The sequence below is a fragment of the Bacteroides fragilis genome (assembly GCF_019583405.1).
GTDB classification, from domain to species: domain Bacteria; phylum Bacteroidota; class Bacteroidia; order Bacteroidales; family Bacteroidaceae; genus Bacteroides; species Bacteroides fragilis_B.
In genome coordinates this window covers 23,977-46,104 of record NZ_SZUU01000012.1, presented here as the reverse complement: position 1 = coordinate 46,104, position 22,128 = coordinate 23,977, and the positions used below count along the sequence as shown (strand labels likewise).

At 44.1% G+C, this 22,128-nt stretch carries 18 protein-coding genes; 8 read left to right on the top strand and 10 right to left on the bottom strand.

All coding sequences use genetic code 11. From position 1 onward, the window contains the following. The 6 genes from FDF36_RS19250 to FDF36_RS19225 all read left to right on the top strand — a co-directional run bounded on the left by FDF36_RS19250 (position 1) and on the right by FDF36_RS19225 (position 6,101). Positions 1-405 carry an acyl-CoA thioesterase gene (locus FDF36_RS19250; protein WP_220392423.1) on the top strand — a complete coding sequence of 135 codons (405 nt, stop codon included), beginning with the start codon at positions 1-3 and terminating at the stop codon, positions 403-405. Further along, a complete protein-coding gene (gene dprA, locus FDF36_RS19245) occupies positions 402-1,523 on the top strand; it encodes a DNA-processing protein DprA (protein WP_220392422.1) in 1,122 nt (373 codons plus the stop codon). Before FDF36_RS19250 ends, dprA begins: the two co-directional genes overlap by 4 nt. Before the next feature lie 540 nt (positions 1,524-2,063). Further along, positions 2,064-3,083 carry a DUF3575 domain-containing protein gene (locus FDF36_RS19240; RefSeq protein ID WP_409013165.1) on the top strand — a complete coding sequence of 340 codons (1,020 nt, stop codon included), beginning with the start codon at positions 2,064-2,066 and terminating at the stop codon, positions 3,081-3,083. A gap of 6 nt (positions 3,084-3,089) precedes the next feature. Then, positions 3,090-4,049, top strand: a complete 960-nt coding sequence (locus FDF36_RS19235; protein WP_220392420.1) for a DUF5119 domain-containing protein — start codon at positions 3,090-3,092, stop codon at positions 4,047-4,049. Positions 4,050-4,099: 50 nt separating this feature from the next. Then, on the top strand, positions 4,100-5,089 hold the full coding sequence (locus tag FDF36_RS19230) for a fimbrillin family protein (RefSeq protein ID WP_220392419.1): 990 nt from the start codon (positions 4,100-4,102) through the stop codon (positions 5,087-5,089). Between the two features lie 166 nt (positions 5,090-5,255). After that, entirely contained in the window at positions 5,256-6,101 is an 846-nt protein-coding gene (locus FDF36_RS19225; RefSeq protein WP_220392418.1) for a helix-turn-helix domain-containing protein, read from the top strand. 151 nt (positions 6,102-6,252) lie between these two features. On the opposite strand, the gene FDF36_RS19220 is transcribed toward FDF36_RS19225, so the two are convergent. The 4 genes from FDF36_RS19220 to FDF36_RS19205 all read right to left on the bottom strand — a co-directional run bounded on the left by FDF36_RS19220 (position 6,253) and on the right by FDF36_RS19205 (position 11,361). Further along, positions 6,253-7,008, bottom strand: coding sequence for a succinate dehydrogenase/fumarate reductase iron-sulfur subunit (locus FDF36_RS19220; protein ID WP_005782917.1), 756 nt, complete (start codon positions 7,006-7,008; stop codon positions 6,253-6,255). Positions 7,009-7,037: 29 nt separating this feature from the next. Continuing rightward, on the bottom strand, positions 7,038-8,981 hold the full coding sequence (locus tag FDF36_RS19215) for a fumarate reductase/succinate dehydrogenase flavoprotein subunit (RefSeq protein WP_005782919.1): 1,944 nt from the start codon (positions 8,979-8,981) through the stop codon (positions 7,038-7,040). A 37-nt stretch (positions 8,982-9,018) separates the two neighbouring features. Then, on the bottom strand, positions 9,019-9,711 hold the full coding sequence (locus FDF36_RS19210) for a succinate dehydrogenase/fumarate reductase cytochrome b subunit (protein WP_195341926.1): 693 nt from the start codon (positions 9,709-9,711) through the stop codon (positions 9,019-9,021). A gap of 774 nt (positions 9,712-10,485) precedes the next feature. After that, positions 10,486-11,361 (bottom strand): helix-turn-helix transcriptional regulator, encoded by an 876-nt coding sequence (locus FDF36_RS19205; protein WP_220392417.1) that lies wholly within the window; start codon positions 11,359-11,361, stop codon positions 10,486-10,488. 115 nt (positions 11,362-11,476) lie between these two features. On the opposite strand from FDF36_RS19205, the gene FDF36_RS19200 reads away from it, so the two are divergent. Next, positions 11,477-12,100 (top strand): phosphatase PAP2 family protein, encoded by a 624-nt coding sequence (locus tag FDF36_RS19200; protein ID WP_220392416.1) that lies wholly within the window; start codon positions 11,477-11,479, stop codon positions 12,098-12,100. A gap of 149 nt (positions 12,101-12,249) precedes the next feature. Here the strand turns inward: FDF36_RS19200 and FDF36_RS19195 are convergent, their stop codons facing one another. From FDF36_RS19195 to FDF36_RS19175, 5 genes are all read right to left on the bottom strand, one after another. Continuing rightward, on the bottom strand, positions 12,250-13,872 hold the full coding sequence (locus FDF36_RS19195; protein ID WP_220392415.1) for a S41 family peptidase: 1,623 nt from the start codon (positions 13,870-13,872) through the stop codon (positions 12,250-12,252). Positions 13,873-13,887: 15 nt separating this feature from the next. Next, positions 13,888-14,340, bottom strand: a complete 453-nt coding sequence (gene coaD / locus FDF36_RS19190; RefSeq protein WP_005782931.1) for a pantetheine-phosphate adenylyltransferase — start codon at positions 14,338-14,340, stop codon at positions 13,888-13,890. Between the two features lie 2 nt (positions 14,341-14,342). Then, entirely contained in the window at positions 14,343-16,214 is a 1,872-nt protein-coding gene (locus FDF36_RS19185; protein ID WP_220392414.1) for a DNA topoisomerase IV subunit B, read from the bottom strand. 5 nt (positions 16,215-16,219) lie between these two features. Further along, positions 16,220-17,356 (bottom strand): hypothetical protein, encoded by a 1,137-nt coding sequence (locus tag FDF36_RS19180; RefSeq protein WP_032540912.1) that lies wholly within the window; start codon positions 17,354-17,356, stop codon positions 16,220-16,222. A gap of 88 nt (positions 17,357-17,444) precedes the next feature. Next, the gene (locus FDF36_RS19175) at positions 17,445-18,407 is read right to left on the bottom strand and encodes a calcium/sodium antiporter (RefSeq protein ID WP_220392413.1); all 963 of its coding nucleotides are present in this window, start codon (positions 18,405-18,407) and stop codon (positions 17,445-17,447) included. Between the two features lie 125 nt (positions 18,408-18,532). Here FDF36_RS19175 and FDF36_RS19170 point away from each other — a divergent pair, with 125 nt between their 5' ends. Beyond that, a complete protein-coding gene (locus FDF36_RS19170) occupies positions 18,533-20,344 on the top strand; it encodes a mechanosensitive ion channel family protein (protein WP_022012251.1) in 1,812 nt (603 codons plus the stop codon). A gap of 739 nt (positions 20,345-21,083) precedes the next feature. On the opposite strand, the gene FDF36_RS19165 is transcribed toward FDF36_RS19170, so the two are convergent. Further along, complete coding sequence (locus FDF36_RS19165; RefSeq protein ID WP_220392412.1) at positions 21,084-22,016, bottom strand: metallophosphoesterase; 933 nt, start codon at positions 22,014-22,016, stop codon at positions 21,084-21,086. Positions 22,017-22,128 lie beyond the last annotated feature (112 nt).

Sequence of the window (22,128 nt, the reverse complement as noted above, 5' to 3'; positions counted from 1 at the left end):
ATGGAAAAGTATATCTATGAACTTACTTTAAAGGTACGTGACTACGAGTGCGACCTGCAAGGCATTGTGAATAACGCTAATTATCAACATTATCTGGAACATACCCGTCATGAGTTTCTTTCATCGGTAGGCGTAAGTTTTGCAAAACTGCACGAAGAGGGCGTGGATCCGGTGGTAGCCCGCATTAATATGGCCTTCAAAACCCCGTTGAAGAGTGGCGATGAATTCGTTTCCAAATTGTATATGAAGAAAGAAGGCATCAAATATGTATTCTATCAGGATATCTTTCGGAAAAGCGATAATAAAGTAGTCGTTAAGTCGACGGTAGAGACCGTATGTGTCGTTAATGGCCGCCTGAGCGACAGTGAGTTATTCGACCAGATCTTCGCACCCTATCTGCAATGAGTACAGACGAAGAGCGGATATACAGCATTGCTCTGACACAAATACCGGGTGTGGGGCACATAGGTGCCAAGCGGCTGGTAGACGGTATGGGAAGTGCTGCCGATGTATTTCGCTACCGGACCGAACTGCCCGACCGTTTACCCGGAGTGAACCGGGCAGTGGTCGCAGCATTAGACTCTCCGCAAGCCTTGAAGCGTGCCGAGCAAGAATATGAGTTTGCTCGGAATAACCGTATTTCTTGTCTGACACTGGCAGATGACGATTATCCTTCCCGGATGCGGGAGTGCGATGATGCTCCTGTCGTACTATTCTTTAAAGGGAAGGCCAATCTCAATGCCTTACACATTATTAATATGGTGGGAACCCGTAATGCGACAGACTACGGGAAGCACATTTGTGTCAGCTTCCTGCAAGAGTTGCAGATGCTGTGTCCGGATGTACTTGTAGTCAGTGGATTGGCTTATGGAATCGATATCAATGCCCACCGTGCAGCACTGTCTGTTGAGCTTCCTACTGTAGGAGTGTTGGCTCACGGACTGGATCGCATCTATCCGTCCCTTCATCGTAAGACGGCTGTCGACATGCTTCGGCAAGGCGGGTTGCTGACGGAATTTCTTTCCGGAACGAATCCGGACAAGCACAACTTCATAAGCCGGAATCGCATTGTTGCCGGTATAAGTGATGCTACTATTGTGGTGGAGTCTGCCGCCAAAGGTGGTTCTTTGATTACGGCGGATATTGCCGGGAGCTATCATCGTGATTGTTTTGCTTTTCCCGGGCGGGTTACGGATGAATATTCAAAAGGATGCAACCAGTTGATACAAGATAACAAAGCTGTTTTATTGGAGTCTGCATCGGATTTTGTGAAGGCAATGGGCTGGGATAGCGATTTAAAAAGTGTCAAGCCGGAAACCGTACAGCGAAACCTCTTTCCGGATCTGTCTGCCGAGGAACTGAGAATTGTCGATATTCTCGGAAAGCTGGGCGATCTGCAAATAAACGCATTGATGGTTCAAGCCGATATTCCCATTAATAAGATCAGTGTTATTCTGTTTGAGCTCGAAATGAAAGGCGTGATTCGGGTTCTGGCAGGAGGAGTTTACCAGTTACTCAGATAAAAAAGGCAAAAAAAAGGAGTCACGCCTGACTCCAACCTTTTGTTAACCTTAAATCTAATACTATGAAAAAAATCACTGTACAAATGTAGTTTTCTCTTATCTATTCTCCAAATATTCTTCTTAATATTGGCTCTCTTTGAGTTTCTTTTACTGTTCTCTTTTACAAGTGGGCTAAACATCGGCAATAATTCTTTTGCTTTTAACCTCTCTTCACTTTCCTTGAAGAGCTTTCTTCATTAGGTTCCCACTCTTCATAGTCTGACATGGGGATGTCGGGAGGTTTAACATGGGGGTGTCGGACGGTCTGACACCCCCATGTCGAACAACGTATGTCGTAGAGACAGATCTATTTTCTTGCCGGGATAAGTGAGTCAGGTGGTAAGTAAGAAGATTTAAGTAACGGCAGTACCCACTTTTAGAGGCAGGCATTGACCGGAAAGCTACCCAAGTGTGGGGTTACTTCACCGCCAAACTTGCAAATTCCTTTCAATCGTTTCACAGAAGCATTCAGGGCTTGTATTTAGCTTTGATTTAATAATTATATATTATTCTGAACTGCTATATTTGTATCGCACAAACAGACAAATTATGGAAAACCGCATCTGTATATTGACCCTTTTTGCTTTTCTCCTTCTATTTTCAGGAGAAAGTCGAGCTATGGTATTGATGCCGGATGCCTGGACCAGAATGATGATTGGTGTAAACCAAAAGGACTGGTTGCTGTTGCGCGAAAGGGTACAGGCTGACCTTCACGTTCCGGATCGTGAAGATGTGTTGATGCTGATCGATTATCACCGCGATGATCGGGTGAAATGCGAGAACCTATTATGCAGACTGAATGGTGGGGAAGCGTACCGCTATATTATTAATAGAATCTTACCGCTTTTGTATGTATACAGAGAACATTCACTCGGACCTATGCCGGATGATAAGGCTACCGGTGTGTTTCTGAATACGGCGAACGTGGTACCTCAAGTGAAATGGGTGTGTTCTCATCCGGTGATGCCGCAAGAGAGAAAAATAGAAAAACCAGTAATAATAGAACAGAGAACAGTGCTTGCACTGAAAAACAACTTGCTATATGACCTGGCATTGGCACCGAATGTAGAAGTGGAAATACCACTGAACAGACGTTGGTCGGTCAATGCCGAGTATAAATGTCCGTGGTGGCTCAATAGTAGCCGGGAGTTTTGCTATCAATTGCTTTCGGGAGGCGTTGAAGGTCGTTGCTGGTTGGGCAACCGGAAGCGGAGAAATCGTTTGACGGGACATTTTGTTGGAGCCTACGCCGAAGGGGGAATTTACGATTTCCAGTTTAAAAGCGACGGCTATCAAGGAAAATATTATGCGGCTTCAGGGCTGACTTACGGATATGCGAAGCAGATTGCACGGCATCTCTCATTTGAATTCAGCTTGGGCATAGGTTATCTGACTACGGAGTACAAGAAGTACACTCCTTATGAAGGAGACTTGATTTGGAAAAGTAGTGCGCGCTATAATTTCATGGGTCCTACCAAGGCAAAAATATCTTTGGTGTGGCTTATAACAGCAAGGAGATGATAATGAATGAAAGATATAACAAGGTTGCTTTGTATGGTTCTCCTCTCGTTTCTGATGGTGACGGGATGCAGCCGGCGGGATATTCTGGACGATTATCCGGTGAGTGGTGTGAAAGTGGAATTGGATTGGAGCGGAGTGACGGAGAAGTTACCGGAAGGAGTTCGGATTATTTTCTATCCGAAAGATGAAAAAGGCAGAAAGATAGATACGTATTTGTCGGTAACAGGTGGAGAGGTAAAAGTTCCTTCGGGACACTATGCTGTTGTTATTTATAATTACGATACAGAAACGGTCTTGATTCGTGGCGAAGAATCTTATGAAACCATTCAGGCATATACCAATCTTTGCGGGTTGGGGATTGCCGGAACAGAAAAGATGGTTTGGGGACCGGATCCGCTTTATGTGGTGAATGTAGATGATCTGGATATACAGAATATTGATGAGACATTGACTCTGAAGTTGAAACCGAGATTGGTGGTAAGGACATATTCCTTTAGCATCAAAGCGCAGGGATTGAGTAATGTTTCTACTGTGATAGGGAGTATTGGTGGGATGGCAGACCATTATTTTTTAGGAAAGGGCTATGCTATGTGTGATGCCTGTCCGATTAATATTGATCTGAATGTGAAAGCCGGAAAGATAGAAGGGGTATTTACCACTTTTGGGCTACCGGAAGTTATTATTAGTCGTGCGGAAACCGAACTTCCGGTGATGATGAACCTGATGATTATTAAGGTGGACAAGTCGGTGCAGGAAGTGAAGATTAATATAACGGAAGCCGTACAAGAACCTACCGGCGGTGGTGAAGGAGGAGATGAAACGAAACCGCCAACATTGGTCGAGGTTGAAATTGAAGACGAAATAAAAGTAGACGATGTGGAGGTGCCTCCAAGTGGAGGTGGCGGCATTGGCGGTGATGTAGGAGACTGGGACGACGAAACGAATGTGGAGTTGCCTGTTGGGTAAGAAAAAATACATATAAATAAAAACATTAATAACTTAAAAAACATACTATTATGAAGAAGATTTTATTCGCAGCAGTTGCTGCAATGGCAATTACGGGTTGCTCACAGAATGAAGAGATTGAAAAGGCTGCACAGCCGGTGGAAATTGGGTTTAATGCAGTTGTAAAAACTACAACAAGAGCTACTCCATTGGTGACTGATGACTTTAAGGCATTTCATGTGTATGGATACAATATTGGAGAGGCAGATGCTTCTAATACTTCAGCTTTTACAACTCCATTAATTGCTAATGGAAGTAGCTATACTAGAGCTGATAAAAATGCAGCTTGGGTTGGGGATACTTATTATTGGCCTGCATCTGCTACTGATAAGTTATGTTTCTTTGCTTACTCTCCTGAACTATCATCACCAGATGTATATACTGTCCCTGATAATAGCTACCCAACACTTTCATATACCATTAAAACGGTTGATTCTCAAGAGGATTTGGTTATAGCAAAGGCAACGAATCTGCTAAAAGCAAGTAATACCGATGGAGTGTCTTTGGCATTTGAACATGCACTTACTCAAATTAATTTTTCAGTAAACTTAGAAGAAGATTTCACTTATAAAATAACTGAAATAAAGATAGAGAATGTCGCTGATAAAGGAACATTTGGTTATGAAACTATGGGATGGACATCACAGACAGGTACCGTAAGCTATGTTTATGGTGTTACTTATGAATCTGAAGGATATACTCAAGGTGATGCTAAAACAGCAGTTGATTTTTCAACAACTAATAATGCACTCATGTTATTACCTCAGTCATTTGATACTTCATCTACAGCTGCAATTGCAGTTACATATACTGCTATAGCTTCTAATGGACAAACGACTTTTACAGGAACTAAAAAAGTTGAACTTAAAAATTCTGCAGCTTGGGACAAAGGAAAGAAGATTCGGTATACTTTAACTCTTCCAACAGGTGCAGATAAAATATCTTTCAATCCTACAGTGGGCAATTGGACTGATGATAACAGAGAAGGATCTGCAAATTAGTATAATATAAAGTCTAATTAAAAGTCAGTAGTATGTCCATTTTAAAGGATATAGTGGAGGTACTACTGACTTTCGTCCTATTTTTATGCCATTTTCTCCTTTCCTAATTGTTTTTTCAAAAAAATCTCCTACATTTGTCGGCAACATAAACAAAACACAACGCGCTATGTCCGACTCCTTCTGTGGAGATAAGATGAACTGTCAGATATGTCCTAAGGCTGTTGATAATGCCATTATGCACGCTTTTCATCCGAGAGGCTTTCATCGTCCTGCCCAGAAGTGTGAAGAGAACCTGATGATTTTCCTCTTAAAAGGGGAAATATTGGTCAATAGCCGGGAATATGCCGGAACGATGTTGCATGCCGGAGAGTTTATTCTTCAGGCCATCGGATCAAAGCTGGAAGTATTGGCCATGACAGATGTGGAGTGTGTGTGCTACAGTTTTAATCAGCCGGAACTTTTTTGTGAGCAACGCTACAACTACATTATGAATGAAATTCCGGCACCATTAATTTACTCACCTCTGAAAATTATCCCGGAGTTGCAATATTTTCTTGAAGGATCGAAAAACTATTTGAGTGAAAATAAGATTTGTCGAGAGCTATTATCACTCAAACGGAAGGAACTCGCTTTTATTTTGGGATATTATTATTCGGACTATGACCTGTCTTCATTGATTCATCCGCTCTCACAATATACCAATAGCTTTCAGTATTTTGTTCTGCAAAACTATATGAGGGTGAAAACCGTAGAGGAACTGGCTCACATAGGGGGATATAGTGTGACCACATTTCGTCGTATTTTTAATACTATCTTCCACGAGCCGGTCTACGAATGGATGCTGAAACGTCGCAAGGAGGGAATTATGTATGATCTCAAGAACACCGATGCCACCATTTCGGAAATCTGTTATAAATATGGTTTTGAGTCTTTACCCCATTTCTCCAATTTTTGTAAGAAGTCATTCGGTGTTTCGCCCCGGGCAATCCGGAAATCCAGCGGTAAGGAGTAGCTTTTAATGTTCGGGTGCTTCATTTCCTGTGACCGACTTCATTATTTGGTATCGTAGACACCGTAAAAAATAATACTTTTCCGTAATAAAAAATTCCCCACCGATACCGGTGGGGAATTTTCCTACTTATTAATCAAATGCTAAGTTGTGCTTAGTCTTTCAGTTTTGCGATGATGAAATCGCGGTTCAAACGAGCGATGTTGCTGATAGAGATGTTCTTCGGGCATTCTGCTTCACAAGCACGTGTGTTTGTACAGTTACCGAATCCCAGTTCATCCATTTTAGAAAGCATTGCTTTTGCACGGCGGGCAGCTTCTACTTTACCTTGTGGGAGCAGGTTCAGCTGGCTGACCTTAGCTGATACGAACAACATGGCAGAACCATTTTTACAAGCAGCTACACAAGCACCACAACCGATACATGCGGCAGCATCCATAGCCTCGTCGGCGATATCCTTAGAGATAAGGATAGCGTTGGCATCCTGGGGAGCGCCTGTGTTTACGCTTACGTAACCACCGGCCTGCATGATCTTGTCATAGGCCGTACGGTCAACCATCAAGTCGCGGATTACCGGGAAACCGGCAGAACGCCACGGCTCAACAGTGATAGTATCTCCGTCTTTGAAACGACGCATATACATCTGGCAGGTAGTAGCACCTGTTGCAGGTCCGTGTGGGTGTCCGTTGATGTAAAGAGAACACATACCGCAGATGCCTTCGCGGCAGTCGTGGTCAAATACGATAGGTTCGCCACCATCATTGATGATCTGTTCGTTCAGAATATCCAGCATCTCGAGGAATGAAGTGTCGCCCGGGATATCTTTCATTTGGTATGTTTCAAAAGCACCTTTCGCTTTAGGGCTTTTCTGACGCCATACTTTCAGCGTGAATGATATATTTTTATCCATTTTTGTTTTCCTTTAATTGATTAACCGAATTATGACTTGTAGTTACGAGTCTGAACTTTCACGAATTGATAGTTCAAGTCTTCTTTGATCAATTCCGGTTCTGAATCTTCACCGGTGTATTTCCAGCATGCTACGTAAGAGAAGTTCTTATCGTCGCGCAATGCTTCGCCTTCCGGAGTCTGATATTCTGTACGGAAGTGTCCACCGCAGGATTCTTCACGGTTCAGACCGTCACGAGCCATCAACATACCTACTTCAATGAAGTCGATCAGGCGGAGGGCTTTTTCAAGTTCTACGTTCAGTTCGTTTACTTCACCCGGGATGCGAACGTTGGTCCAGAAGTCTTTTTTCACTTCCTGAATACCTGTCAGAGCTTTCTGCAGAGATTCTTTAGTACGAGCCATACCTACGAAGTCCCACATAATGTGACCCAGTTTCTTGTGGATTGAGTCAACAGAATGTTTTCCGTTTACAGCTTTAATCTTCTGGATTTTATCTTTCACTTCTTTCTCTGCTGCCGCAAATTCGGGCAGGTCTGTAGAGAAACGTGGTACCTGAATCTGGTCGGCCAGATAGTTCTGGATAGTATAAGGCAATACGAAATATCCGTCAGCCAGACCCTGCATCAATGCAGATGCACCCAGACGGTTGGCACCGTGGTCAGAGAAGTTAGCTTCGCCGATAGCGAACAGACCCGGGATAGAGGTCATCAATTCATAGTCAACCCAGATACCACCCATGGTGTAGTGGATAGCGGGGAATATCATCATCGGAGTTTTATACGGGTTTTCGTCCGTGATTTCTTCGTACATGTCGAAGAGGTTACCGTAACGGGCGCGAACTACATCTTCACCCAGACGATCGATGGCATATTTGAAATCGAGGAATACGGCCAAACCGGTGTTGTTGACACCAAAACCTGCGTCACAACGTTCTTTGGCAGCACGTGAAGCTACGTCACGGGGAACAAGGTTACCAAATGCGGGGTAACGGCGTTCCAGATAGAAGTCACGGTCTTCATCAGGAATTTCAGTCGGCTTTTTAGTTCCTGCCTGCAATGCTTTGGCATCTTCAATCTTCTTTGGAACCCAGATACGACCGTCGTTACGAAGTGACTCTGACATCAATGTCAGCTTAGACTGCTTGTCACCGTGTACCGGGATACAAGTCGGGTGAATTTGGGCAAAACAAGGATTAGCAAAGTAAGCACCTTTTTTGTAGCATTGGATGGCAACAGAACCGTTGGAACCCATAGCGTTTGTAGAAAGGAAGAAAGCGTTTCCGTAACCACCTGTGCCGATTACTACAGCATGAGCGGCGAAACGTTCGATTTCACCGGTTACGAGGTTGCGGGCAATGATACCGCGTGCACGTCCTTCGATAACGACGAGATCGAGCATTTCGTAACGAGTGTAAAGTTTAACAGTACCTTTTTGTACCTGACGGCTCAATGCTGAATAAGCGCCCAGCAATAGCTGCTGTCCGGTCTGGCCACGGGCATAGAACGTACGGGATACCTGTGCACCACCGAATGAACGGTTATCGAGTGTGCCACCGTAATCGCGTGCGAAAGGTACACCTTGAGCTACACATTGGTCGATGATAGCGTTTGATACCTCGGCCAAACGGTAAACGTTGGCTTCACGTGCACGGTAGTCACCACCTTTGATTGTATCGTAGAAAAGACGGTAAACCGAGTCACCATCATTTTGATAGTTTTTAGCTGCGTTGATACCACCCTGTGCTGCGATAGAGTGAGCACGGCGGGGTGAATCCTGAATACAGAAATTGAATACTCTGAAACCCATTTCGCCCAGAGAAGCGGCAGCAGATGCTCCGGCAAGTCCGGTACCTACAACGATGATGTCAAGACGACGTTTGTTGGCAGGGTTAACAAGTTTTTGATGAGCTTTATAGTTACTCCATTTTTCGGCGAGCTGGCCTTCAGGAATTTTTGAATCTATCTTAGTCATAATGCTATTTACAATTTAATCATTTACAATTTACAATTTAGCAAGCACCGCATGCCAACGATTTAACGAAGAATACGACTACTACCAGAGCAAAGCATACAACAACGATGGTTGAATAGATGTTGGAGATGCATTTCCAGCGGTTGATCCAAATCTTGTTGTTCCAGCCCAGAGATTGCATAGAGCTCCAGAAGCCATGAGTCAGGTGGAACCACAGGGCACCCAGCCAAACAAGGTACAGCACTACGTATACGGGGTTAGAGAAAGTGTTCATGATGTGATAAACACCATCAGCAGCATAAGTTGTGTCTGCTACTCCTCCCATGTTGTGCACCAATTCAGGCAACTGCATTTTAGCCCAGAAGTTAAAGAGGTGAAGGCCTAAACCTAAGATAACGATGATACCCAGCACCAGCATATTCTGTGATGCCCATTCCACGGTTTTAGGTTTGTCAACTACGGCGTAACGTTCGCTACCACGTGCTGCGCGATTCTGCATTGTCAGCCAGAAAGCGTAGATAATGTGAATCACGAAGAGGGCAGCCAGGCCCAGCGTAGCTACCAACGCATACCAGTTTGCTCCCAGGAACTCACAAACCAGGTTGTAACCCTCAGCCGAGATGATCGCAACAAGGTTCATCGCCATGTGAAACGTTAGAAACAGGACAAGGGCGATACCGGTAACGCTCATCACCACTTTCCTTCCTACAGATGAATTACTTAACCACATAAATGATTGATTTTAAATTATTTAATTGTTAGAACTATAATTTCTGTTTTACAAGCCTTCTTTCTCATTGTGCAAAAGTACACGAAATACATTGATTAACCAAAGGATTAAAGAAATAATTCTTTAATACTGAATGTCCGGAGAGGATGGGCTAAACGGGGCGATCGGTTGGGGTTATAAAGGATTTGTTGTGAATCTGTTAGAATAGTAAAATCTTTGTCTTTAGGAAGTTAGCTTTGGGGGTGTTGTGCATGAATTAAGAAGAAAACAAGTCAAAAGAACATCGTTTATAATGCTTTGTAAATAAGATTATTACTACCTTTTATGGGATGTTTATGTCAGCCCCGCTACCTGGGCCCATCGTCCCGCGTACCCGGGCTCATGAGCCCGCATACCTGTGCCCATGAGCCCGGGTATGCGGGACGAGATAAAGAAAAGACCATTTTCACTAAAGATAGCAGGAAAAACAAAATACTATAAGTGATATAAATAGATAAAAGTGTAATTGTATATATTTGAACATCAGTATTATATATTGTACTATGCCTCCTGTTTGGAGGGTGGAAGATGGAAGATAGGGGTGGAAGATAAATGGGTTTATAAACGCTATCTTCCACCAATTATATTTCTGATAATCAGAGTGTAAACTTTTAAAAGGTGGAAGATGGAAGATCGAAATTCATTTTGTGTGGGAGAAGTGTCCTGCTGATCCGAAGAATGAGGCGGGAGGATTAGGGTGAAACCTTTTCTGTTATCGGGTAAAGATATCGGTTTCTATTCTATCTTTAAAGTAGTAATTTTTTCACCCCTGGCTGCACGTGTACGAAGGGCACGTGGAGAGTCTCCGAAAGAGGATTTGCAGAAATGTGCAAAATGTGATAAAGAATCGAAGCCGTAACGGTTACTGATTTCGGTGATACGTTGTTTGGTATGTTGGAGGTCTTCCAGGATACCTTCTCTCTTCTTGCTTAGTATCCATTCGTATACGGGCACGCCATACATGTTCTTAAATAAACGGCGAAAAGTGGTAGTGGTATAGCCTCCCAAGTGTGCAAACTCCTCTACGTTTTTCACCCTTTCGTAATTCTGCATGACGAAATATTGGAAGCTTTCCGTATAGCTGCTGATGGGGTAGAAGAACTTGCTCAGTTGGGGTAATGGATAATAGCAAATTATCAGATACATAAGCTCCTGACATTTGAGATTGATGAATGCGCCGCAAGGCATCTGTTCATCAAGGTAATCACAAATATCTTTCATGAAGTTGGCTATGCGTTGTGTCATAACCAATGGTGTATAAGTTAGTGGGGGATCTGATTGTTGCAGAATCTCATGATAACGTTGTTCGCAGATCAAGGGTGGTTCGTTGAACCAGTACACTACATAATTTACATCTGTCAGTGCCAGTAATTCTAATTTGGAGCCGATGGACTGGAGGATGAATTGTCCTTCGCGTAATGCTGTGCCGGGATACTCTTCACTATTGACCAGTAACTCTCCTTGTAGTATAAACAGGATACAATTTTGTATGCATTTGTCGGCCGGAAAATGTTGCCCTTTTGGAAACGTCCGGTGAACAAGTATGCCTTCTGTAGCTTTGGGACATTGCGCACAATCTGTCTGTCTATTACATTGAGTTTCTCTGGTCATGAATTAAAGTTAGGTGTCAGGGTAAATAATACTTGGGGAACAAAGATAGGTTTTTTTTGTGAAAACTCTGTCTTTTTAATCTATCTTTGCTGCAAAATAGTAAATCGGTAGAAAAATGAAGAAATTTGTGCTTATTTGTTTTTGTGTGTTTTCTTCGATAGGGGGATATGCTCAGAACTGGGATATCAATACGTTGCATAAAATAAACAGTCTTGATAGTAAGTTTGCGAGGAATTATAGCAAGGTCTTTTCTAAATCGGCACCTTATATTGCAGTAGGCGTTCCGGTGGCAATGGCTGTATATGCAGGTATCGATAAAGATAAAGAGTTGCTGAAAGACGCCATTTATATAGGTACGAGTGTAGCTGAGGCAGTCGTGATCACGTATGGTATGAAATACGCTTTTGACCGTGAGCGTCCGTACGACCGTTATCCGGATCGGGTACATGCACGTAGTCACGAATCGAGCCCTTCGTTTCCTTCCGGTCATGCGGCGGCGGCCTTTTCATTGGCTACTTCTTTGAGCATCCGCTATCCTAAATGGTACGTGATAGCTCCATCCGCTTTTTGGGCATGTTCTGTAGGGTTCTCAAGAATGAACGAAGGAGTACATTACCCGTCGGATGTAGCGGCAGGAGCTGTGATAGGAGCTGGTTGTGCAGTGGCCAATATTTATGTCAATAGATGGCTTAACAAGTGGTTGTTCGGTGAGAAGAAGAAGGCTACAATAAATTATTGACAATAAGCAGTGTGTGTCGAAACTCATATTCACCACAGAGTACCACAGATTAATATCATTAGTTGTCATTATCAGTAGATTAAGTTTACTCTATGTTACTCTGTGGTGAATGATAATACACCCTTATATCGTTTTCCGTTATAGAAACGTTATTTCAATATTTGTTCGTACTCCTTGTCGTTTAAGATTTCCAATGCCCGTTCTACACTCTTATTGGTAGCATTCATTACCTGGAAATATTCATTCATATCCCATAAGTCACGGGCTATCAAAGCTTTCAGTTGAGCCTTAATCAGTGGCAGAGCTTTGTTGTACTGCTCTTCGTTGAATTCAATTTTTTCTTTGTCGGCAGCTTCTCTCAGGTAGCTCAATATTGGGTCGTCGATTTCAAACTTCTCATTGAATTTCTCGAATGTCTTGTATTTATCCAATAAAGCCTTTCGGTTCTTTTCAATGAAGTTCATTGTGGTTTTAATGACTACCCCTTTGGCTACCAGGTTACGGTGATAGTCGGTATATAGCGTTGTGTCTACCGGAACGAAGTAGTCCGGCATGATACCTCCTCCACCATAAACCGTACGTCCCAGTTTTTTAGTCTGGCATTTCAGTGAGTCCGGGAAGTGGATGCTGTCTGCACTGACCATTTCGCCATGATTATACCGGTCGATCAGATCCTGGTTGTATTTTTCAATGCTGTTTTCACTGCTTTTTCCTTTTCCCGATTTTTCGTTGATACTGCTGTCATAAGGCTTTTGTATGCAACGTCCTGCAGGTGTATAGTAGCGGGCGATGGTCAGGCGGATCATAGAACCGTCCGGAAGGTCGATCGGGCGTTGAACCAGTCCTTTACCGAACGAACGGCGGCCTACCACTACTCCTCTGTCCCAATCCTGAATGGCACCTGTCACAATCTCACTTGCCGAAGCCGAATATTCGTCTACCAATACCACCAGACGTCCGTTACGGAAGTTTCCATTGCCTTTGGCAAAAAACTCACTGCGTTGTGCAGAACGTCCTTCTGTGTAGACAATCAGTTCTTTTTGTCCCAGGAACTCGTTTGCCAGATCGATGGCGGCATTCAGATAACCTCCTCCGTTGCCTTGCAGATCCAGAATCAGGTCTTTCATCCCTTTCTTCTGCAACTCTTTCAGGGCTTTTAGAAACTCTTCGGCGGTAGTTGCTCCAAAACGGTTGATACGGATGTATCCTATTTTAGGCTGAATCATATAAGCGGCATCCAGGCTGAGGATTGGAATTTTATCTCGTTTTACATTAAATAAAAGCGGTTCTTTCACACCTCTCCGGATAATGGTCAGGTTTACTTTCGAATCTTTGGGGCCCCGCAGGCGTCCCATGATTTCTTCTGTTCCCATTTTTACGCCTGCTATGGCTGTGTCATTTACTGCGATGATACGGTCGCCTGCCAGGATACCTACTTTTTCGGACGGGCCATTACTCACCGGTTGTACGATGAGCAGCGTATCTTCGATCATTTGGAACTGTACACCTATCCCTTCGAAATTGCCTTGGAGCGGTTCATTCATTTTCTTCACCTCTTCGGCATCCGAATAGGTGGAATGGGGATCGAGCTGTGCCAGCATTTCAATAATTGCCGATTCAACGAGTTTGTTTTCATTGACCGTATCTACATATAAATTAGAGATAGCGAACTCTGCCAATTGCAATTTCCGCATGGCAGGCGAGCCGAAGTTTTGTGCCTGTAATCCTAAGACAGAGCACAAACCGATAAACAGGTATATTATTTTTTTCATGATCACATGGGTTTATTACATTTCCATCCCTTTGGGAATGAACATACTGATATCTTTATTATAGCCCAGCAGTTCGCGAACGATAGTAGAGCTGACGCAGGTCAATTCCGGTTCGGTAAACAGCAGAATGGTTTCGATTCCTGCCAGTTTCCGGTTTATATCGGCTATGGTTTCTTCGTATTCGAAATCTTTTACGGTACGGATGCCCCGGACGATAAATCGGGCATCCACCTGACGGGCAAAGTCAATGGTCAGGCAATCGTAAGACTCAACCCTGATCCGGGGTTCGTCTTTATAAAACTTACGAATCATTTCCACACGTTTCTCTATCGGGAAGTACGTATTTTTATTTTCGTTGATACCGATACCGATGACAACTTCATCCATAAATGTCAGGGTTCGTTGTACAACAGAATAGTGTCCGATAGTAAACGGGTCGAACGTTCCCGGAAAGATGGCTCTTCTCATGTCTATGCGATATCTTCTTCTATAACCAGATTGCCAATAATAAAGTTTTGCCGTTCCATTGTATTCTTACCCATATAGAATTCAAGCAGTTCTTTGACTGAGTCTGTTTTGCGCAGTGACACTTGTTCAAGACGCATATCTTTACCGATAAAGTGTCTGAATTCGTCGGGTGAGATTTCTCCCAGACCCTTAAACCGGGTGATTTCCGGATTCGGGCTAAGTTCTTTGATGGCATTCACCCGCTCTTCTTCGGTATAGCAATAGAGTGTTTTCTTTTTGTTACGTACGCGGAAAAGAGGTGTTTGGAGTATATATACATGTCCTTTCTTGATCAGATCGGGGAAGAACTGGAGGAAGAAAGTGATCAGCAGCAAGCGGATGTGCATACCGTCCACATCGGCATCGGTAGCCACAATCACTTTATTATAACGCAGTCCCTCTATGCCGTCTTCTATGTTCAATGCGGCCTGCAGCAGATTGAATTCTTCGTTTTCGTAAACCACTTTCTTGGTTAGGCCGAAAGAATTGAGTGGTTTACCACGGAGGCTGAATACAGCTTGTGTGTTTACATCCCGGCTTTTGGTGATAGAGCCGCTTGCCGAGTCACCCTCGGTGATGAAGATGCACGATTCCTCTTCCAGCCCTTTGCCTTTCACATCGTTCAGGTGGATACGGCAATCACGCAGTTTCCGGTTGTGCAGATTGGCTTTCTTTGCACGTTCACGTGCCAGTTTCGTAACTCCGGCAATGGCCTTGCGTTCTTTTTCCGAATCCTGTATCTTCTGTAACATGATTTCGGCTACATCCGCATGCTTGTGGAGGAAATTGTCTACCTCTTGTTTTACAAAGTCTCCAACGAACTTGTTCACAGTAACGCCACCCGGCGACATGTTGGTAGAGCCGAGTTTAATTTTAGTCTGGCTCTCGAACATGGGTTCTTCCACATTGACAGCAATGGCGGCTACCAATCCGTTACGGATGTCGGTATAGTCCTGGTTCTTATTATAGAATTCCTTGATAGTGCGGGCAATGTGTTCTTTGAACGCACTTTGATGGGTACCTCCCTGAGTGGTGTGCTGTCCATTGACGAATGAATAGTACTCTTCGCCATATTGTCCTGTATGGGTAAAAGCGATTTCGATATCCTCTCCCTTGAGGTGGACGATGGGGTAGAGTCCGGTAGCTGTCATATTATCATTCAGCAAATCGACCAGACCGTTACGCGAAAGAATCCGCTGCCCGTTATAGATAATGGCCAACCCGGTGTTCAGGTAGGTATAATTGCGCAGCATCGTCTCGATAAATTCGGGACGGAAAGTATAATTCAGAAATAAAGTATTATCGGGTTCGAAGAAGATGTAAGTACCGTTTTCTTCCTCGGTATCCTCGGTGTGATCTGTTATCAACTCACCTTTGGTAAAGGTGGCGCAGCGCACTTTACCATCCCGGTAACTACGTACTTCGAAGTTTGAGCTCAAGGCATTGACAGCTTTCACGCCGACACCGTTCAGTCCGACACTCTTCTTGAATGCTTTGCTGTCATACTTACCACCGGTGTTCAGCACACTGACTGCTTCTACCAGTTTTCCCTGTGGGATACCACGGCCGTAGTCGCGTACGCTGACACGAAGATTCTCTTCAATTCTGATTTCAATCTTCTTGCCGGATTGCATTTTGAACTCGTCGATACTGTTGTCAATAACTTCTTTCAGAAGGACATAAATTCCGTCTTCGGGATGCGAACCGTCGCCCAGCTTACCGATGTACATACCCGGACGGGTGCGCACATGTTCCATGTCGCTCAGGTGGCGGATGTTGTCGTCTGTATATTCTACAGGGTTGTTGTCTACAGGTATCAGTTCGTTCTCTTCCATTGTTTTCAGTCTATCTTCTTAGTAAACGCACGACGTCGTTTATGTTGTTCGGTTTTAAAGTATTCCCATTGTGCCTGAACTTTTCCGTTCATTTCCAGTTCGGGGTTGCTTTCTGCAAAGATAAAACCTAATTTTTGATAAACCGGAATTAAATCGGAAAATAACAAAGCGTTAACACCTTTGTTCTGGTACTCCGGTTTTACGGCTACAAGCAGCAAGTCAAGCATTTTGGCACGTCGTTTCATAAATAATGCCTTCAGCAGATAATACCATCCGAGGGGGAGTAATCGTCCGTGTGATTTTTGCAATGCTTCTGAAAGTGAAGGCATTGAAATTCCTACGGCGATCAGTTTGTCTTCCGCATCGGTAATCAGGGTCACCATCCGCAGGTCGACAATCGGGAGATACATTTTTACGTATTGGTCAATCTGGCGTTGGGAGAGGGGAGAGTAGCCATACAGCGGGCTGTAAGCTTCGTTCATCAACTCGAAGATGGCTTGTCCGTAATCGGCTGCGATTTTTCTGGATGAAGTGTATTTCTTTACCTTGAGGTTATATTTACGTTGGATAAGATCGGATATGCGCTGATGTTTTTCGGGAATGGCATCGGGAATGAAGATTTTATATTCCACCCAATCGGCGTCTTTGTCGAATCCCAGTTTCTCCATATGTTGCGGATAGTAGGGATAGTTATAGATCGTGGCCATGGTGCTGAGTTGGTCGAACCCTTCGATCAGCATGCCTTCTGCGTCGAAATCGGTAAATCCGAGTGGACCCTGAATGTTTTCCATTCCTTTGGATTTGCCCCATTCTTCTACGGTTTGCAGAAGTTTGGAAGATACTTCAAGGTCGTCGATGAAGTCGATCCAACCGAAACGGACATCTTTTTTGTTCCAGGTGGCATTGGCACGGTGATTGATAATACCTGCGATGCGCCCTACGATTTTCCCGTCTTTATAAGCCAGAAAGTACTCGGCCTCACAGAATTCGAATGCCGCGTTTTTCTTCTTATTGAATGTATTCAGCATGTCGTCGTAGAGGTCAGGTACGGAATAAGGATTCTCTTTGTATAATTCGTAATTAAAACGAATGAATTTTTTAAGTTCTCTTTTTGTCGATACCTTCTTAATTGTAATGGCCATAGCTTGTATTTATGATGAGGGGGCAAAGATACGTGATAATCTTTAAATTACCACGTACGAAAACTAAAAACTATGTGTCTTGATGTTATCAAATCTGATAGATAAGATAGGTGGTGTAGGCTATATAGCATAACACCAGAATGCTTCCTTCGATTCGTGTGATGGTGCGTTTGGCAAAGAATAATCCGAAAAACCAAAGCAAAATGCCCGAACCGACCAGTGTGAGAAGGTCGAAGTTATTGATACCTGTCAGCCGCAAGGGGGTGATGGAAGCGCTGCATCCCAACACAAAGAAGATATTGAACAGATTGCTGCCTATGACGTTGCCGATGGCTATTTCGGGATTCTTTTTCAAGGCAGCCACAATGGAGGTAGCCAGTTCGGGCAGGGAGGTGCCTCCGGCTACGAGTGTGAGTCCGATAACGGATTCGCTGACACCCAGATTACGGGCGATGTTACTTGCTCCTTCTACAAACCACTGTCCTCCGAAGATAAGTCCGCCTAATCCGCCCAGAATAAAAAGTACGGATTTCCACATCGGGAGACTTTTGATTTCTTCTTCCGGTGGCTGGGCGTCGTTCGTATTACGAGAAGCTATGGCAAATGTGTAGCCCAGAAAGATAGTGAAGAAGCAGAGCAGAATCAATCCGTCTGAAATACTTAATGTATTACGGGGAGCTTTGTCCAGAAAGACATCGTTGGCACATATCAGCAGAACAATGGAAGAAAGAATACACAAGGGAATTTCTTTTCTCAAGGTGTTCCGGGTGATTACAATGGGAGCGAAGAGGGCTGTGCAACCCACGATCATCAGGGTATTGAAAATGTTGCTTCCCACAACGTTGCCGACAGCGATGTCCGCACTGCCTTTCAAGGCGGATGATACACTTACCGTCAGTTCCGGTGCCGATGTCCCGAAAGCTACAATGGTCAGTCCGATCACAATGGAAGGAATATGGAAACGTTTGGCTACGGACGCAGCTCCATCCGTCAGGCAGTTGGCGCCCACTAAAATAAGGAGTAATCCTCCGATAAGTAGTAATATATCCATGTTGATACCTTAAATTACTGATTCGGGTGCAAATATAGTGATTTCACTCTATGCTATGTCAAAAACAATCTGTATGTTTGGCACGTTTATCCATTTTAGTGACAATGACTATATGAGTTTTTGATATGAAGAAGAACAGATTATTCAGCCTTTTGTTGTTTCTGTTAGTGGCCAACAGTATGTTTGCCCAGTTAGGGAAAGCGGTCCGGGAGATACTGACCGGCGACAGTGCCGTTACCCATACCACGGTCCGGAATGATTCGGATTCCATACGGATGGCAAATATGAAAAGGGAGTTGGAAGAGGCACGTCTGAATGAAGCCAATATGCGTATGGAAATGGAGCAGTTGAGGTTGAAGGCCTTTGCTGCCGATTCTGTGAAGCTGGCACAGCAGAAAGCACGCATCGACTCGCTCCGTCAGTTCACTCCGGGCGTACCGGTGGTGGTTGAGGGTGATACGTTGTTTTATCTCTACACCAAGCGTGGAGGATACACTCCGTTGCAGAGGGCTGAAATGATTGACGCGGCCATTACCCAATTGGGTAAACGGTTTACGCTGCATCCCGATTCGGTATATATAGAGAGCAGTGATATAGTGTCCGATTTGATGTATGGCAATAAGGTCATTGCTTCGTTTACCGACCAGGACGGGTTGTGGGAAGGACGTTCCCGTGAGCAACTGGCGGCAGATAAGCGTATCGTGGTGGTAAAGAAGCTGAAGGAACTGAAAGAGGAACACAGCTTCTGGCAATTGGGTAAACGGATTCTCTATTTCGTTTTAGTATTGGTGGGGCAATATCTCTTGTTCCGGCTTACTACCTGGCTTTTCCGTAAGCTGAAAGTACGTATCCAGAAGCTGAAGGACACAAAGTTGAAACCCATTTCCATTCAGGACTATGAACTGCTGGACACACAACGGCAGGTTAATTTGCTGATCTTCCTTTCCAACCTGTTGCGTTACGTGCTGGTGTTTCTCCAGTTGTTGATTACTGTTCCGCTTCTATTTGTTATTTTTCCGCAGACCAAGGGGTTGGCCGACACGATCTTTTCGTATATCTGGAATCCGGTGAAGGATATTTTGGTAGGCATCGTCGATTATATTCCCAATCTGTTCACCATCTTTATTATCTGGTATGCTATTAAATATCTGGTGCGTTTTGTCCACTATCTGTCCCGTGAGATTGAAGCCGGGCGGCTTAAGTTCGGCGGTTTTTATCCCGACTGGGCAATGCCTACTTTCCATATTATCCGCTTTTTGCTTTATGCATTTATGATTGCGATGATCTATCCTTATTTGCCGGGATCCAGAAGCGGGGTGTTTCAGGGAATATCGGTCTTCGTCGGATTGATCGTTTCGTTGGGGTCCAGTACGGTGATCGGTAATATCATTGCGGGACTCGTCATTACCTATATGCGTCCTTTCAAGTTAGGGGACCGCATCCAGCTGAATGATACTACCGGAAACGTGATAGAGAAAACACCTTTGGTGACCAGGATCAGGACACCGAAGAATGAAGTGGTGACAATCCCCAACTCGTTTATCATGTCGTCCCATACGGTGAACTATAGCTCTTCGGCGCGCGAATACGGATTGATTATTCACTCTGAGGTGACCATTGGTTACGATGCTCCCTGGCGTCAGGTGCACCAGTTGCTGATAGAAGCCGCCTTGAATACTCCCGGAGTGATTGATGATCCTCGTCCGTTTGTACTTGAAACGTCATTAAGCGACTGGTATCCGGTTTATCAGATCAATGCTTATATTCGCGAGGCGGATAAGCTGGCGCAAATTTATTCGGATCTGCATCAGAACATTCAGGATCGTTTTAATGAAGCGGGCGTCGAAATCATGTCACCTCACTATATGGCTATGCGTGACGGCAACGAGTCTACCATTCCGAAAGATGATCTGAGACCTAAAACCGATAAACAGTAGTAAGCGGATGAGTCAAAAACTCACACCACGGAGAATCTTAAACGGTTAAGTTTCCGGTTAATTAAGAATAAATACTTTATGGCACACTCTATGTCTTTTATCGTAAGAAATAAGTTTTCGCCCTGTTTTTTTGCTTTCTCAAACGATTGTTCCTATCTTTACGGAGATTAAAAAGAAGAATCCCGCCTGCTTGGTCAGTATCTGGATAGATCCTCTAAAAAAAGGCAGAAATCAAGATAAGTAAAAATCAAGACATAATACCATTAGAAACCGCTACCCGTAGCGGTTTTCTTTTTATACAAAATCAGGAAAATTGAAAATCGTCGTCCAGAGGGCGATATACCGTCGTCACGATCTCAACAAAACATCGTCTCGATGACAAAAAATCGTCGTCGTGATCTCAATTTTTCGGAGGGTAAACGCCCTTAAATCGATTTTGGTAATTATAGAATACATTTTATAGGTTGCTGGTTTGTTTTTGAATATTGACAAATAGAGCCTCTCAGAGAGTCGGTTCTCCGATTCATTGCAGAGTGAAGAAGCAGGAGTACTATAGAGCTTTCAGGTTCTGATTTACTATAGAGGATATAGAGACTGATTCTATCTTATATATTCCTAAAGATTAAAACTCAGTGTCAGTTTGCGTAATTGGCTCCTGTATCCCATAAAACAGAGCCGGCTCTTTCGTCGCGAAGAAGCCGGCTCTTTGAAAGTTGTGTATTTTTCAAGAGAGAGTGATTTATTTCTTTCGGGTCACTGTATAGAGTATATTCCCTTTTTTATCGATCATACGTAAATTCAATTCCTTTTTATCGGCAGAACATACAGAAAATCCCGGTTCGGGACTACAGAATTGAGTACCTTCAACCGGTTTCACCTTACGCGCCAGCGATCCGGCAGAGTTTACGATATAGTCGGTATCACTGCCCGGTACACGGATATGCTGGAAGTTGTGAATGTGTCCGCAGATGTACATATCTACCTTATGCTTCCTCAGGATAGGGTCGAGCCGTTTTTGCAAATCACCGCGTTCACTCTGGTCTTTCGGTGTTTCGGCATAGATAGGATGATGGCCGGCAACGATTACCCAGTCCTCTTTGGCAGCAGTCAGCACAGAATCCAGCCAAGCCAGTTGTCCGTTCATATCCTGCCGGCAGGCATCGGGATAAGTTTCGGTTTCGTTACGGTATTTATTGATCAGAGGAGCAGTATCTATCCAGGCGATGCGGACGGTGGCTCCTTTTTCTTCGAATGTCTTGGTGTAGTAACGGGCAGGCATGGTCCAGCGGCGGCTCACTCCGCTGTAGTCCAGTACAGCTTGTGTGTTGCCCCGGTATTCGTGGTTTCCCAGTACGGGATACCAGTCGATCATAAGTTCCGGGTGACTGTAAATCAGTTCAAAGTTGGTCATCCAGAGCGGGTCGTTCACACTGCGTACTCCTTCGAAGTGATGGACATCTCCGGCAGCCAGCACAAATTCCGGTCCTATTTCCTCACCCATAGTTCCCATTAATTCGGCAATCGGCTTTTGATCATAGTAGCCGTTACGCCCCAGGTCGTTAGCTATGTAGAAGTTAAACTTCTTGTCAAACATAGAGTAGTCCCTGAGCTGGGCCGAAGCGGTTGCGGCAATGGAGATAAACAGCAGTATCAGTAAGTTTTTTAATTTCATGAATATGAGTTTTTATATTGATTATTAATGAATTGAATACGTTTTTTCGTCAGTGGCGCGAGAAGACGGTTTTAATCTCAGACCTACGGTGCACTGTTCCTTTAGAAACGGT

Bases quoted from the DNA above. Each gene is read 5' to 3' on its own strand.
- FDF36_RS19250 (WP_220392423.1), top strand. From the start codon at position 1: ATGGAAAAGTATATCTATGAACTTACTTTAAAGGTACGTGACTACGAG.
- dprA (WP_220392422.1), top strand. From the start codon at position 402: ATGAGTACAGACGAAGAGCGGATATACAGCATTGCTCTGACACAAATA.
- FDF36_RS19235 (WP_220392420.1), top strand. From the start codon at position 3,090: ATGAAAGATATAACAAGGTTGCTTTGTATGGTTCTCCTCTCGTTTCTG.
- FDF36_RS19230 (WP_220392419.1), top strand. From the start codon at position 4,100: ATGAAGAAGATTTTATTCGCAGCAGTTGCTGCAATGGCAATTACGGGT.
- FDF36_RS19225 (WP_220392418.1), top strand. From the start codon at position 5,256: ATGTCCGACTCCTTCTGTGGAGATAAGATGAACTGTCAGATATGTCCT.
- FDF36_RS19220 (WP_005782917.1), bottom strand. From the start codon at position 7,008: ATGGATAAAAATATATCATTCACGCTGAAAGTATGGCGTCAGAAAAGC.
- FDF36_RS19215 (WP_005782919.1), bottom strand. From the start codon at position 8,981: ATGACTAAGATAGATTCAAAAATTCCTGAAGGCCAGCTCGCCGAAAAA.
- FDF36_RS19210 (WP_195341926.1), bottom strand. From the start codon at position 9,711: ATGTGGTTAAGTAATTCATCTGTAGGAAGGAAAGTGGTGATGAGCGTT.
- FDF36_RS19205 (WP_220392417.1), bottom strand. From the start codon at position 11,361: ATGACCAGAGAAACTCAATGTAATAGACAGACAGATTGTGCGCAATGT.
- FDF36_RS19200 (WP_220392416.1), top strand. From the start codon at position 11,477: ATGAAGAAATTTGTGCTTATTTGTTTTTGTGTGTTTTCTTCGATAGGG.
- FDF36_RS19195 (WP_220392415.1), bottom strand. From the start codon at position 13,872: ATGAAAAAAATAATATACCTGTTTATCGGTTTGTGCTCTGTCTTAGGA.
- coaD (WP_005782931.1), bottom strand. From the start codon at position 14,340: ATGAGAAGAGCCATCTTTCCGGGAACGTTCGACCCGTTTACTATCGGA.
- FDF36_RS19185 (WP_220392414.1), bottom strand. From the start codon at position 16,214: ATGGAAGAGAACGAACTGATACCTGTAGACAACAACCCTGTAGAATAT.
- FDF36_RS19180 (WP_032540912.1), bottom strand. From the start codon at position 17,356: ATGGCCATTACAATTAAGAAGGTATCGACAAAAAGAGAACTTAAAAAA.
- FDF36_RS19175 (WP_220392413.1), bottom strand. From the start codon at position 18,407: ATGGATATATTACTACTTATCGGAGGATTACTCCTTATTTTAGTGGGC.
- FDF36_RS19170 (WP_022012251.1), top strand. From the start codon at position 18,533: ATGAAGAAGAACAGATTATTCAGCCTTTTGTTGTTTCTGTTAGTGGCC.
- FDF36_RS19165 (WP_220392412.1), bottom strand. From the start codon at position 22,016: ATGAAATTAAAAAACTTACTGATACTGCTGTTTATCTCCATTGCCGCA.